Origin of the sequence: Variovorax brevis, assembly GCF_030317105.1 — a bacterium.
Classification (GTDB): Bacteria; Pseudomonadota; Gammaproteobacteria; order Burkholderiales; family Burkholderiaceae_C; genus Variovorax; species Variovorax brevis.
Map to the genome: position 1 here is coordinate 1 of NZ_JASZYG010000031.1, position 13803 is coordinate 13803.

Here is a 13803-nt window from a genome sequence, read left to right on the forward strand (position 1 = left end):
AACCAGTCCAGTACGCGTGCGGTCGCGGACGGTAGCTTGCAGGCGAAGCTGATGTCGTCGCCGCCGTCGGACAAGACAGTCACGGGCACCTCCGGACCAATCCCGATCGATTGCAGGAATGCTTGTTGACGCAACCCTTGTCGGGGATTTGGAGAGCGACAGGAGGGCCACTCAACGACGGTCTCCGAGCGGGCGCAGTAGCGGCCTTGGCGACCATCGTCGCCCGGCGCGATTCCTGCTCGAGACAATTTCCAATCTCGCGCACGTTGACTTTGACGCTCGAGCTGGGAAGCTGACTGCCGCCCGGAAACGCATCTCGCAGAAAGATTGGCGCCAAGCGATACGACATGACGCTGGCGTAACGACACTGGAGCCAGCTCCACTGGGGATGCACGCGCTGCGGCAGCGCGTGCGCGAGCGGCGAGACCGTTGCTTTGTCACTTGAGCAGAAGCCACAGGCACTGCAATGCGCGTAGAACCGCGGACTGCGCAGGCTCGCCTTGCCGATCGTCGTGCGATAGACCAAGCGCTTGCAAATTTTTCCAACAAACTGATCACCTGTTCGTCCAAAACGACCGTCTGATACCAATTGGCGTTCAATAATTTAGATATAATGTCGTTCCACGAACTTCAAGGAGTCGTGGATGAAGACATTGATCGTGGGCGACAAGCCCACTGTTGAACGCTTGGCTGAGCGCCTCAAGCAGGCCAGCACTCATGCGGAGTACCAGCGCATCCAGTGCGTGCTCATCCGCGCGACGCTGGGCAGTTCAGCCGCGCAGATCGCCGAGTTGCTGGGCTGGTCCACAGCCACTGTGCATGTCATGCACTCGCGCTGGTCCAAGGAGGGCGATGCCATCTTCGAGCTGCGCGGGCGAGGCGGTAGACACCACCAGCACCTCACCCCCGAGCAAGAGCAGCAACTCCTGGCGCCGTTCGTCCAGCGCGCCGAGGCCGGTGGCATGCTGACGGTCGCGGAGATCCAGCAGGCCTATCAGGAGCAACTGGGCAAGGAGGTGGCGCCCTCCACGGTTTACCGGCTTCTGGATCGCCACGGGTGGCGCAAGGTGGTGCCGCGCCCACGACACCCCAAGACGGATGTCGCGGCTCAGGCCGCCTTTAAAAAAACTGCGCCGAACGGTACACCGAGAGGTCGCGCGCCAGGCTGAATGCGGGCGCCAAGTGCGCCTGATGTTCCAGGACGAAGGCCGGTTCGGCCTGCTGGGCAGCCCTCGCCGCTGCTGGGCTCCTCATGGCACGCGGCCGGTGGTCGGCGCGCGATTGGAGCGCAAGTATATGTATGCCTTCAGCGCCGTCAGCCCGCATGACGGCGTGCTGGACAGCCTCGTCCTGCCTTGGGTCAACGCCGAGACGATGTCGATATTCCTGAGCGAGGTGGCACAGCGCCACGCTGCGGAGTTCATCGTCATGGTGATGGATCAAGCAGGCTGGCACATCGCCGGCGATCTGGCCGTGCCGCACAACATGCGCCTGGTCTTCCTGCCGCCGTACAGCCCCGAGCTGAACCCCGCTGAGCACCTTTGGGAGTCGCTGCGCGAGGACTGCTTCGCCAACCACGTCTTCGCCAATCTGGACGCAGTCGAGAGGGCTCTGACCAACGGCCTCGTCGCCCTCGAAGCCAACCCAGAACGAACGCAGTCAATGACCGGATTCAATTGGATCACTTCTATATCATTGAACGCAATTTAGTGAAGCTGTTTAAGCAGCACGTGAGTTTCGCGCATGAACAGACCCATGCCGGACGCCGGCGCGAAACGGTCTTCGCGTTCGACGACACCTGCCGTGATGACTTTCGAGGGCCGGGCCCCCTCCCCTTCAATGCATGCCTGGATTGAGATTCGCATCGCACGTCTCCGTCACAGTGGGGTCGCAATGCTCCTCCTTTCCGCCGAAAATGCCCCCTGCTTTTGGCCACTCCCCACTATGTGCAAGCCGTCCCCAATCGCTACTGAGCCATGAGCATTCCACCGCGTGAGTGGTGGGTTTTCGTACACGCTCCCGATGTTGGATACATCGGGACCGTGACTGAATCCACCGAGGACCTCGCTCGTCGCGCGGCCCTGTCCAAGTACTCCAAGAAGGGCGAGCGCTCCAGACTATCCAGGCGCCAACAAATGCGGCGCCCTGGAAGCATGCACATCTATGATGACTTTGATGTTACTCAGCAGTCGGAAATATAGGCGACAGAAGGCGTTTGGAAGAATGATCGGACAAGTCTGCGATTCTTCTGCATGTCGCGCAGCTGCTGGTCGATGCGGATCTCGAGTTTCTCCCCCGCTCGCAACGGATTGCGCGCCACGCCGGTGCGCTTGACGTGACTCCACACCAACTCGTCCGGGTTCAGGTCCGGTGCGTAGCCCGGCAGGATGTGCATGCTCAGCTGGCCGCCGGTGGACTCGATGTACTCGCGCACGTTGGCTTTCTTGTGCGCCGGCAGTCCGTCGACCACCAGGTACACCAGCTTGCTGCGACCCTTCATCATCTTCTTGAGCAATTCGATGAACAGTTCGGCATTCAACGCACCCTGGTAAGTCGCGAACCAGAAGCCACCCCTGGCGTTGACAGCCGAGGCCGCCGAGATTGACTGGCGTTGGCCGGGCCGCTCGATGACGGGGGTCTTGCCCTTGGGCGCCCAGGTCTTGCCGTGCACGGTGTCGGCGCGAAAGCCCGATTCGTCCCAGAAGTAACCTTCGCCCCCGCTTTGCTTGGCTTGGCAGCCGCAGCGATGCCGGGGCAGGTTTCACGCTGCCAGCGCTCGATGGCTTGGGGATTGCGCTGGTAGGCGCGTTGCAGGGGCTCTTGCGGTGTCAGCCCGAGATTGGCCAGCAATGCACCGACTGCCGTCACCCCCATCTTCGCGCCGAACTTCTGCTCGATCAGCGCCGCGACAACGGCGCGTGTCCACAGCCCGAAGTCAAGTCCGTACTGGCGCGGGTCGCGTCCATTGATCCAACGAAACACGTGGCGCTCCTGCGCGGTACTCAGCGTACGCGGGCGGCCGGTGCCGCGCGTGCCGCGCAATGCCTTGAGACCTTTGCCTCGACCCGACGAGGCCTGGAGCCATTTGTAGATCGTGGTGCGGCTGAAGCCATAGGCGGCAATCACCGCCGAAGGCTTCTCCCCATCGCGAACTCGCTCCACTGCCATCAGGCGGATCTCTTCCAGCGTCTTGTGATCCAGCGTGCGGCCATCTCGCTTCATGCGCGCTATTGGATCATCAGTTCGCCGCTGGGACATTTTGTAGCCTAAATTATCGACTAGTAAGTAAGCACGAATGAATGGCGCTCGCCCGCTTGACCCTCCCCGTTCTAAGGCCCCGCCGGATGCTCGATGAGGAGTAGTAGCCGTCGGATTCTTGTGCTTCAACGGGTTCTGGTCCGCAATAATTTCGGCTGTCGTCTCACCGGTAGATGGTTGGCTTCGGACCGGACACCGTGGCACGATGAGGCCATGGTGTTGGCGCTCTTGGTAGTCGCTAGTACGCTCACATATCCGTGCTAATGCAGCTCACCTACAGGCATATCGTGACCTCGCTAGACAGCCGGCTCCGCTTGTCTGAACATGCTTTGACATGAGATAAGTGGATTGGCTGCGGGGTTGATCTTTCAGTCTTGATGCCCCCGCCAAGCCGCCGGAGGCGCCCCGGTTGAGCCATGTACTCATGGTTCAAGCCATCAGGCAGCCTCCTTCATCACCGGCAGCGTGGCGAAGTAGGACTCTTCGGGCGTGCGCTTGTCCAGCGACGAGTGAGGTCGACAGACATTGTAGAAATCGTTCGTCACAGCTTGGCTCCCTGCCGGGTCGCCGTGTGTGTTCCCCGTCTCATTATCAATTCTTCACGTGAGTCTTTTGATCAGTGCCGCCCCGGTGAGCAGTTCCATTTGCGCTTCAAGACGGATGACCCGACCCGTGAGGTCTTCAATTTTTTGCTGCTGCGCTTTCATGGCTTCGCTCTGGCGGTTCACCTTATCTTCAAGCTTGACCATCGCAGTCAGAGCAGCCCAGATCTTGTCGGTAACGCCCATCACGCGACCTTACTGCCAGCCGCACGTGCCGCGTTCGCTTCCATCGCAGCAATGCGCTTTTCGCTCGCAGCGATGAAGTCGAGCGCGTTGTCAATGGCGGCACCGGCGCGCTCCGCCGCGCTCTTTGCTGCGTCCGCAAGCGCGCCCAACTCCTTATCTGACTCCTCCGACTCATAGGCGAACGCACCGCGGCGCATCAACTCCGAAATCGGGATATCCAGCTTCTTGGCTTTGGCGGCGATCGCCTTCTTGTCCTGAGTCGTGGCTTGCACCACGATTCTTTGAATTGCCGTCGCCATATTCGCGTTCCTTCATGGTCACTATGTACATGGATAGTGTATGTACACCTCAGTGGCAGGTCAAGGGCCGTTGATGCGGCTCTGGTGCAATTCGCGCCCCGGGTAGGCTGTGAGAAGGCCAGAAACGCATCATCATGATCACAGGTCGACGCGCCCGATGGAAGGACGGGTCACTGCTCACAAGTGACCGTTCGAATAGAAGGGGTGCCTCGGTAACCGGGGTTTGCCAGTGCGCTTTGCGCGCATGCAGCATGAGGTGCTGGGTGTTCATGCCCCGCACGGATAGAAGTTCGTCCGAGCCACTGGCTCGAATGCTCGCCACACCCCGACCTCGGATCGACATGCATCGCCAACGCCCCGTGCAGCTGTCTCATCCACTCAGCCATACCGAGGGACTGCCATGAAATACCGTTGATCAAAAAGACTTGACGAACGAGTCCTCATAGAAGTCCTTCCAACGGAAGGTCACGCCTTGCTCGTCCATCGCGACAAGCCGGCTGTTGGAGATGGCGACGCGGTGGGTGTAGCGCGACAGATAAGCCAGCACCGCTTCGGGGCCGGCGAACGGACGCTTGGCATAGACGACCCATTCGCACTTGCGCATCGGCGCGAGCCAGTCGGCGAAGGCGCGTTCTCCGGCCATTGCCGCGTACTCGCCGAAGAAGACCAACTTGCCGGCGCGATGCGCCTGATCAAGCGCTTCAAGGAAGCGGCGCCGGAACAGTCGCGACAGCACGCGCACGGACAGGAAGAAGCCGGGCCTGCAGGCGATCCAACGCTCGCCGTCCGGCGACAAGCCTCCGCCCGGCACGATGCCATGCACATGGGGATGGTGCATCAGTGCCGATCCCCAGGTGTGCAGCGGCAACCCTTACTCAGCAGTCAGAAATATAGGCGACAGAAGGCGTTTGGAAGAATGATCGGACAAGTCTGCGATTCTTCTGCATGTCGCGCAGCTGCTGGTCGATGCGGATCTCGAGCTTCTCCCCCGCTCGCAACGGATTGCGCGCCACGCCGGTGCGCTTGACGTGACTCCACACCAACTCGTCCGGGTTCAGGTCCGGTGCGTAGCCCGGCAGGATGTGCATGCTCAGCTGGCCGCCGGTGGACTCGATGTACTCGCGCACGTTGGCTTTCTTGTGCGCCGGCAGTCCGTCGACCACCAGGTACACCAGCTTGCTGCGACCCTTCATCATCTTCTTGAGCAATTCGATGAACAGTTCGGCATTCAACGCACCTTGGTAAGTCGCGAACCAGAAGCCACCCCTGGCGTTGACAGCCGAGGCCGCCGAGATTGACTGGCGTTGGCCGGGCCGCTCGATGACGGGGGTCTTGCCCTTGGGCGCCCAGGTCTTGCCGTGCACGGTGTCGGCGCGAAAGCCCGATTCGTCCCAGAAGTAGACTTCGCCCCCGTTTTGCTTGGCAGCCGCAGCGATGCCGGGGTAGGTTTCACGCTGCCAGCGCTCGATGGCTTGAGGATCTCGCTGGTAGGCGCGCTGTAGCGGCTTCTGCGGGGTCAGCCCGAGCTTGGCCAGCAATGCACCCACTGCCGTCACCCCCATCTTCGCGCCGAACTTCTGCTCGATCAGCGCCGCGACAATGGCGCGTGTCCACAGCCCGAAGTCAAGTCCGTACTGGCGCGGGTCGCGTCCATTGATCCAACGAAACACCTGGCGCTCCTGTGCGGCACTCAGCGTACGCGGCCGGCCGGTGCCGCGCGTGCCGCGCAATGCCTTGAGGCCTTTGCCTCGACCCGACGAGGCCTGGAGCCATTTGTAGATCGTGGTGCGGCTGAAGCCATAGGCGGCGATCACCGCAGAAGGCTTCTCGCCATCGCGAACTCGCTCCACCGCCATCAGGCGAATTTCTTCGAGCGTCTTGTGATCCAGCGTGCGGCCATCTCGCTTCATGCGCTATTGGATCATCAATTCGATTGCAGTGGGGGACTTTTGTAGCCTAAATTATCGACTACTGAGTAACAATCAAGGGCAGGTATCGGGCAACCCTTAACAATCTGAGCCATCGATGAGCAGGCCTTCAACCCACTTGCGCCGCTTGGACGCTCCTGCAGCTGCTCGAAGTCACTTCGCCCGAGGTCATCAAGGAAGCAGACCTCCCCATCCGTGACATGTGGACCTCCTGGCGCCTTGGCCAGACTTTGACCGATCTCAGGAAACCAAGTGGTTGCACGGGCGCCATTGCGCGTCCGGAGCGTGCATTTGCCGAACATCGCGGTGACCCTGTACCCGTCAAATTGGATCTCATAGAGCCACCCTGGCTCGTCGAGTGCCAGCGGGCGCTCATCGAGCAGCATGGGAGGGAAGTCATCGAGCGTCATGCCCCCACGATGAGCACATGTCGGGGTTTTGGCTGCCAGCGGAAGCGCATACTGCCCCATGCCCTCCCGTGAATTCTGGATTGAACGTGTGCAGTCGCTCGCCCGAGTGGAGCGATCGCTTGGGCCACACCGCAGTCATCTCTTGGAGACCCACATGGCAGACGATCCGAAGAAAACCGCCCTTGATCGGAAGCTCATCGCCCTCGGCGAGGAGCACGAGGTCCGCTCGTGGACGGAATCACTCAAATGCACCGAGGAAGAACTACGCGCGGCAGTCAGGGCGGTTGGCAACTCCGCTGACAAGGTGCGCGAGTACCTCAGTAGGTAGGGGAAGCATCCCTCCAATCTACTGGATGCGCGTTCATGCTACGGTGCTCAATGCAAGTCGGGTGCCGACGGCGCGATTGGGCCCTGAGCCGTTGCTCATCCTGGAAAACTCTTGGCCGCAATGCAGACACTCGACAGCAGGCGTGGTTTCGGCGATGTAGACCCTGCAGCTTCGCGAACCTCATTGACAGCCATGCGATCGCACGGCACGGCCGCCGCGAACGCGCCGAAGAGATTTGTTGTGCTTGTCGACTTCCTGAGCCCAGCGGCTTACCTGTAGGCGATCCCGGCGCTGACGACGCCCGCCAGCGCAATGACCTCGGTCCTGCAAAAGCCCACCTCGTCGCACCAGCCAACCAGATCGGCCGACGTGAAGTTGAACGCGTCGCCGAACTCGATCAGCATGTTCAGCGATGCCATCAGCCCGTGTACGTGTTCGCGGCGCGCGTCGTCGATCAGGATCTCAATCACGATCAAAGCCCCGCCGGGCGCAAGCGCCGCGTGGGCGGCTCGCAGCAAGTGCATCTTCTTCTCGAGATTCCAGTCGTGCAAGATCATTCCCATCGTCACCACATCGGCACTGGGCAGCGGCTCGGCGAAGAAGTCGATCGGCTTGGCGTGTATACGTTCGGCCAACCCCGCCGTGGCGATCCGGCGCTCTGCGATGCGCGTAACTTGGGGCAGATCGAGCGAGGTGCAGTGCAGATGCGGGTGGCGACCTGCCACAGTCATGGACAGCAGCCCGCTGGCGCCGCCGACGTCGCACAGGTGGCGGTAGCGCGCCCAGTCAAAGCGCTCGGCCAGTGCGCGGCAGCTCGCCCCGGACAGGTCGGCCATTGCGTCGACGAACTGTTCGCAACGCTGCGCGTCGGCGTAGGTCGACTCGAAGAACGAGCCTGCTGCCGTCTGGTTTTGCGGCAGCCCCGTGCGCAGCGCCGCCGTCAGCCCACCCCAAGACGGATACAGCCGCTCGTTCACCATCTCGAGCAGCCGGCCGATGTACTGTGGCCGCTGCCGGTCGAGAAACTCCGCGCTGTCCGGCGTGTTGCGATAGTGCGCATCCGGCCCGCTGCCGTCGCGATCGAGGAAGCGCAGCGCCACCAGTGCATCGAAGAAGTCGGGGTTGGCGCGTGGATGAAGGCCGAGTGCGTCCAACAACTGCGATCCGGTCATCGGCTTTTCACCCAGGGCCGTGAACACACCCAACTCGACGGCAGAGAGCAGCGTCTTCGACGGTCTGTATCCGGTGGCGACTTCGCGGATTCGCGCTAAGGAGGGTGCATCCACGGGCACGGCTTTCAGGACGTCGCCGAGAAGCCGGTGGCCCGCACGACCTCGGCCCAGCGCGCGGACTCGCTTTTCATCAGCGCCGCCAGTTCCGCAGGCGTCGAGGACGCCGGGCGCAACCCGCCGCGCACCAGCATCTCCCTGACCTCGGGCCGCTGCAGCACCGCATTCACCTCTTGCGCCAGCCGCTGAACCAGCTCGCTCGGCGTCTTGGCGGGCACGAACATTCCCCACCAGTCTCGCACCACCAGTTCCTTGTAGCCCAGCTCGGCGAAGGTCGGTGCGGACGGGAAGCTCAGTGATCGCTCGGTGCTCGAGGTCGCCAGGATGCGCAGCTTGCCGTCGTTGGCGAAGGGCACGAACTGGCCTTCCGCGAGGATCAGGGCTGACACCTGGCCTCCGAGCAACTCGATGACCGCGCCCGAGCGATACGGGATGTGGCGCAGCTCCACCCCGCTGGCGCGGCTCAGCAGCGTGCCGATCATGTGCGCCGGCGTGCCGACCCCGGTGGTGCCGAAGTTCGCCATTTGCGGGTTGGCACGACACCAGTCGAGAAAGTCGGCAACGTTTTTCACCGACGGCGGCAGCATCGGCCCGACCGCCAGTGCGTTGGCAAAACTGCAGGTCAGGGTCACCGGCAGCACATCGTTCAGGGGGTCGAACGGCACGTTCTCGATGTGCGGCCGGAACGTGAAGATGCCCACCGGCGAATGCATCATCACGCTGCCGTTGGCCGGCGACGCCACCAGCGCCTCGGCGGCGAGCCGCCCGCCCACCCCGGTGCGGTAGTCCATCGCCGTGCTCTTGGCATATCCCGCGCTGAGCTGCTCGAGGACTTGGCGCATGAGCGCGTCCAGCACGCCGCCGGGCGGAAATCCGAAGAGCAACTTCAGCGTCTCGGGTGTGGCGGCTGCCGCCGCAGCGCCCGGGCGAAAAAGCGTGGCTAAGATGGCCGCCTGAGCGGTAAACCCAACAAATGCTCGGCGTGAGACGGTGTTCATGACAGCTCCAGGGTGTGCGGTTCGGCCCGTTGCCGTCGATTGGAACGCCGCGGGCCGCCCTTGTCCTGAAAGAAGACTGAAAGAGTTCCGACACTTGACCACCACCACCGACGCCGAGGCGTTCTGCTTCGAAGGCTTCACGCTTGACCTTGTTCGCGGCTGCCTGTGCCGCGACGCTCAGGTGATCGAGTTGCGGCCGAAGAGCTTTGCCATGCTGTGCCACCTGGTGCGCAGCGCTCGGCGGCTGGTGCCGAAGGACGAGTTGATCGAGGCCGTGTGGCCCCATGTCGTGGTCACCGACGACTCGCTCGCGCGCTGCGTGAGCGACCTGAGGCGAGCGCTGGGCGATGCGCAGATGCGCCTGGTGAAGACCGTGCCGCGGCGCGGCTACCTGCTCGACACCGCTGTCACACGAACGGCATCGTCGTCCGCCATTGACAGCAGTCCGGCAACGGATCGGCCGTCCATCGCCGTGCTGCCGCTGAGCAACCTCAGCGGCGACGCGCATCAGGACTACCTCTGCGACGGCCTGACCGAAGACCTGATCACGCTGCTGTCGTCGGTGCCCGACCTGCACGTGATCGCGAGCCATTCGGCCTTTGCCTACAAGGCGCAGGGTGGTGATGCCCGCGCGATCGGCAGCCAGCTCGGTGTTCGCTACCTGCTGCAGGGCAGCCTGCGCGCCGACACCGAGCGGCTGCGCATCACCGCGCATTTGGTCGACGCGGCCAGCGGCCACCAGCTGTGGGCAGAACACTACGATCGCGCCCGCGAGGACGTGTTCGCACTGCAGGATCAGATCACGCAGCGCATCGTTGCGAGCCTGGTCGCGCGCGTGGGCCGCTCGGAGCTGGCGCGGGCGCTGCGCAAGCCGACGGACAACCTGGTGGCGTACGACCATTACCTGCGCGGCGCGGCGGTGATGGAAAACCTCGCACTCGGGCATCGGGCCGAGGGCATCCCCGAGGCGCGCAGGCTGTTCAACCTGGCGCTCGCCGCCGACCCCGGTTATTCGCGGCCGCTGGTGAGTCTGGCACAGACGCATTTCCTGACTTGGGTGGAACCGGTCGAGCACGGGCCCTTGCGCAGCGAGTTCCAGCTGCTGGCCACGCTGGACCACGCCGTGTCCCTGGCACAACGGGCGGTCGACCTCGACGCTCTTTCCGCGAAGGCCCACGCCTGCCTGGGCCACCTGCTGCATTGGCGGCAGCGCCGCGCCCAGGGCATGGCGGAGTTCGAGCGCGCGTTCGAGCTCAATCCCAACCTGTGCGAACTGAACTACATGATCGTGCTCACCCACGACGGACGTGCCGCGGAGGCGATCGCATTCATGGAGCGCTGCAGAAAGCTGGACCCTTTCTACCCGCCGCGTTTCGATTCGCATCTGGCGCATGCCCACTACCTGCTGGGCCACAACGAAGTGGCGCTCCGGCTGCTGAGGGGGTCGGTGCGCCGCAAGCCGAGCTTCCAGGGTGCGCATGCTTGGCACGCGGCCGCAGCGGCGCAGCTGGGCCATGACGACGAGGCCCGGGCGGCACTCGCGCAATTGGCGCAGTTTCAACCGCAGCTGACGATCACGAAGTTTCTTGGCCTGCTGCGCTATGCGCAGCCCGCGGACGCCGAGCGGATGGCGGAAGGACTGCGCAAGGCTGGCCTTCGCGAATAGGCGGCACGGGTGCGCGGAACTGCCGATCAAAGTGGGTTCGTACTGTTCCGCACGGTCGCCAGATTGGCTGGTTTTCGAGCGGTCGTTCGCGAACTTCGGCTCTTTGCGCCGTCAGCCGGCGTGCGCACGCCAACCCGCACCGCTTTGCCCCGTCGGCGGCGTGCGCCCGGCAAGTTCGGGGCCCGTTGCTGTCGGTCAGCTTCCGACAAAGCGGACCGTCGCGAAATTTGGTGGTCCGCCATCATCTGTTGTTCCAGCCTACGCTCGAAGGTGAACGTTCGTTGCCACCACCCAGTCGTCAGGCATGCGGCGCCTTGGCATCGTTTGTGTTGAAAAACTCGTTCGAGGGAAGACGCGAGTTAGGGCCCGATTGCTCTTCGCTGAGCGCGCGCGATGCATCGATGGCCGCCAGAGCCATGCACAGGTCCTCAGCGACTTTTCCCGTGAGGGTGGTCCCGCGCGACATCGAACAGATGGCTCAAAGGTCGAAATCGCGCACGTGACGGCGTCGATTCCGAGTTTTTCAACACAATTGGCCCGGGGCCGTCATCGAACTTCCTGATGAGAACGACCGCTTGCCGCCCAAAGCACACTCCCGTGTAAGCGGGCTCCTACATTCAGCGAACTCTTTTGCGGACGAAGGGCGCTCGCTCTTGACCTGAGTGCTGTCTTCAGGACAACGGTATGCTCGACCGTATGGGCCTCGCACTCGACAATTTTTCTGCTGGGCCTGCGCACGCCCTCACCGCGCGCGCCACCAACTTAGCGCTGGAGGGCCATGCGACAGCAAGTCATCGAGAAAGCACTCGCTGAAATGGCTGGCGAGCATGCGGACCCGACCGCGGTTGCCAATGCGACGGCGGACGCCTTGCGTTTGTTCCTCGCCGAACTGGACCGGCTGATCGGGTCAGAAGCAAGTAGTGCGCTTTTTGCACGAAGCGTGCAATTGATGCGCCCCTCGTTTCCGTGGCTTACCCAAGCGGCCGTAGATTCGCGGGACGCAAGACTTACGACATTGCGGAACGACCTTTCCTCATCCAACCCGCATCAGGCACGTAAAACTGGAGAAGCCCTCCTGCTCACCTTCACCGATCTTTTGGTATCACTGATCGGCGAACCCTTGACACACCGCTTGTTGCGTTCGGCTTGGAGCATTCCTGCTGACGACGAGCCTTCCGGGAGAAAGCTCGATGAATGACAAGGTTGAGATCCGACGGCTGCCGACGGGCGTGCCGGGACTCGATGCAGTGCTGGGCGGAGGGCTGGCAGAGTTTTCTTTCAACCTGATCGCCGGCGCACCCGGATCGGGAAAGACCACGCTTGCGCACCAGATCATGTTTTCGCTGGCGAAGCCAGACAGGCGGGCCCTGTTTTTTACCGTGCTCGGCGAGCCGCCACTGAAGATGCTGCGCTATCAGCAGCAATACAGCTTTTTCGACGCCAGCAAGGTCAACGACTCGATTCGCTTCGTCAACTTGGCCGATGACGTGATGACCGGGAATTTCGAGCGTGTGTTGGCCCGCATCACTGAAGAAGTCGAACTTTTCGAGCCAGCCCTCGTCCTGGTCGATTCATTTCGCTCCGTGGTTCAGGCGACAAAGGGCTTAGGCAACGGCATGGATCTGCAGCAGTTCATCCAGCGGCTTGGCGTGCATTTGACGACGTGGCAGGCAACGACATTCCTGATCGGTGAGTACATGGCGCCCGAAACCGAGTCGAATCCGATCTTCACGGTCGCCGACGGCATCCTCTGGCTGGCGCAAAGCGTCGATCGCAATTCGATGGTGCGCAAGATCCAGGTCACAAAGATGCGCGGGCATGCCACCATCCCCGGGCTTCACACCTTCCGCATCAGCGGGGACGGTGTCCATATCTTTCCTCGTACCATCGCGCGCACTGGTCAGGCGCCGGCAGCCGGACCGCTCGGCGGCGATCCAGTGGCGCCGCTGCGGCTGTCGATGGGCATCCCCGTACTGGACGAACTCATGTGCGGCGGCTTGCCGGCGGGCTATTCGCTGTTGGTCGCCGGGCCTTCGGGCTCCGGCAAATCACAGCTCGCCGCTGCCTTCCTTGCCGCAGGCGCGCAGGCCGGCGAAAAAGGCGTGATTGCCGCCTTCGAGAAAAGCCCGGGCCTGGCTCGGACGCTCTTGCTGGATAAGTTGATCGCAGACGGCGATGTGAGCGTTGTGGATACCCGCACACTGGACTTGTCGATCGACGAGACCTTGTACGCGCTGACGGAGCTGATCGGGCGCACCGGCGCGACGCGTGTCGTCATCGATTCGCTTTCGGGATTCGAGCTTGCGCTGGCGCCGACCTTTCGCGAGGACTTCCGCGAATCACTACATCGCATGGTTGCGGTGCTGACGGGCATGGGCGCAGCCGTGTTGATGATCTCGGAGCTCGAGGATCGCTACACGGACCTGCGATTCAGTCCCTACGGTGCCGCGTTCCTGACCGATGCGATCATCGTGCAACGCTATGTCGAACTGCAGGGGGAGATCAAGCGGGTGATGGCGGTGGTCAAGCTCAGGAACAGCGCCCACAGCCACGAACTTCGATTGTTCGAGATCACCGACACGGGCATTGCCATCGGCGAACGCAAGCCTGAGATGAACGCGTTGCTCACGGGCCATCCAAGACTTGCCGCGACGATGCCAGTCTGGAAAGCAGATCCGCCATGAGCAAAGCCGCGCCAGGGCGACATGACGGGCAGACCCTCCAGCGCGAGAAGGCAATTGGCGAGCGCGAAGACGCGGCGCGCACACGCGAAGCGGCTGTCCTGCTTCGCGAACAGGCGCAGGCGCACTCGGAAGAACACACCGCCGATGTGCAGGAG

General features: G+C 62.7%; 12 protein-coding genes and 2 pseudogenes. 6 read left to right on the plus strand and 8 right to left on the minus strand.

The window, feature by feature from the left end; all coding sequences use genetic code 11:
* The first annotated feature begins 644 nt into the window (after positions 1 to 644).
* Together QTI66_RS36615 and QTI66_RS36620 are read left to right on the plus strand one after the other, a co-directional pair.
* Complete coding sequence (locus QTI66_RS36615) at positions 645 to 1169, plus strand: winged helix-turn-helix domain-containing protein (protein WP_286565282.1); 525 nt, start codon at positions 645 to 647, stop codon at positions 1167 to 1169.
* Positions 1099 to 1710, plus strand: coding sequence for an IS630 family transposase (locus QTI66_RS36620; protein ID WP_286565283.1), 612 nt, complete (start codon positions 1099 to 1101; stop codon positions 1708 to 1710). The genes QTI66_RS36615 and QTI66_RS36620 overlap by 71 nt, the downstream gene beginning before the upstream one ends.
* 472 nt (positions 1711 to 2182) lie before the next feature.
* Here the strand turns inward: QTI66_RS36620 and QTI66_RS36625 are convergent.
* From QTI66_RS36625 to QTI66_RS36650, 6 genes and pseudogenes are all read right to left on the minus strand, one after another.
* Positions 2183 to 3258: pseudogene (locus QTI66_RS36625) on the minus strand (IS630 family transposase).
* A gap of 599 nt (positions 3259 to 3857) precedes the next feature.
* Positions 3858 to 4046, minus strand: a complete 189-nt coding sequence (locus tag QTI66_RS36630) for a hypothetical protein (RefSeq protein WP_286565284.1) — start codon at positions 4044 to 4046, stop codon at positions 3858 to 3860.
* Positions 4046 to 4345 (minus strand): hypothetical protein, encoded by a 300-nt coding sequence (locus QTI66_RS36635; RefSeq protein ID WP_286565285.1) that lies wholly within the window; start codon positions 4343 to 4345, stop codon positions 4046 to 4048. Before QTI66_RS36635 ends, QTI66_RS36630 begins: the two co-directional genes overlap by 1 nt.
* A 445-nt stretch (positions 4346 to 4790) precedes the next feature.
* Positions 4791 to 5207, minus strand: a pseudogene (locus tag QTI66_RS36640) (IS91 family transposase); the annotation flags it as partial.
* A gap of 13 nt (positions 5208 to 5220) precedes the next feature.
* On the minus strand, positions 5221 to 6255 hold the full coding sequence (locus QTI66_RS36645) for an IS630 family transposase (RefSeq protein WP_286565286.1): 1035 nt from the start codon (positions 6253 to 6255) through the stop codon (positions 5221 to 5223).
* Between the two features lie 14 nt (positions 6256 to 6269).
* The gene (locus QTI66_RS36650) at positions 6270 to 6683 is read right to left on the minus strand and encodes a DNA ligase-like domain-containing protein (protein WP_286565287.1); all 414 of its coding nucleotides are present in this window, start codon (positions 6681 to 6683) and stop codon (positions 6270 to 6272) included.
* Positions 6684 to 6837: 154 nt separating this feature from the next.
* Here QTI66_RS36650 and QTI66_RS36655 point away from each other — a divergent pair, with 154 nt between their 5' ends.
* Positions 6838 to 7011, plus strand: coding sequence for a DUF3606 domain-containing protein (locus QTI66_RS36655; protein ID WP_286565288.1), 174 nt, complete (start codon positions 6838 to 6840; stop codon positions 7009 to 7011).
* A 269-nt stretch (positions 7012 to 7280) separates the two neighbouring features.
* Here the strand turns inward: QTI66_RS36655 and QTI66_RS36660 are convergent, their stop codons facing one another.
* Positions 7281 to 8303 carry a methyltransferase gene (locus QTI66_RS36660; protein WP_286565290.1) on the minus strand — a complete coding sequence of 341 codons (1023 nt, stop codon included), beginning with the start codon at positions 8301 to 8303 and terminating at the stop codon, positions 7281 to 7283.
* Between the two features lie 5 nt (positions 8304 to 8308).
* Positions 8309 to 9298 carry a tripartite tricarboxylate transporter substrate-binding protein gene (locus QTI66_RS36665; RefSeq protein WP_286565291.1) on the minus strand — a complete coding sequence of 330 codons (990 nt, stop codon included), beginning with the start codon at positions 9296 to 9298 and terminating at the stop codon, positions 8309 to 8311.
* Between the two features lie 94 nt (positions 9299 to 9392).
* Here QTI66_RS36665 and QTI66_RS36670 point away from each other — a divergent pair, with 94 nt between their 5' ends.
* The 3 genes from QTI66_RS36670 to QTI66_RS36680 all read left to right on the plus strand — a co-directional run bounded on the left by QTI66_RS36670 (position 9393) and on the right by QTI66_RS36680 (position 13648).
* On the plus strand, positions 9393 to 10964 hold the full coding sequence (locus QTI66_RS36670) for a winged helix-turn-helix domain-containing tetratricopeptide repeat protein (protein WP_286565292.1): 1572 nt from the start codon (positions 9393 to 9395) through the stop codon (positions 10962 to 10964).
* Between the two features lie 778 nt (positions 10965 to 11742).
* The gene (locus QTI66_RS36675; protein WP_286565293.1) at positions 11743 to 12162 is read left to right on the plus strand and encodes a hypothetical protein; all 420 of its coding nucleotides are present in this window, start codon (positions 11743 to 11745) and stop codon (positions 12160 to 12162) included.
* A complete protein-coding gene (locus tag QTI66_RS36680) occupies positions 12155 to 13648 on the plus strand; it encodes an ATPase domain-containing protein (protein WP_286565294.1) in 1494 nt (497 codons plus the stop codon). Before QTI66_RS36675 ends, QTI66_RS36680 begins: the two co-directional genes overlap by 8 nt.
* Positions 13649 to 13803 lie beyond the last annotated feature (155 nt).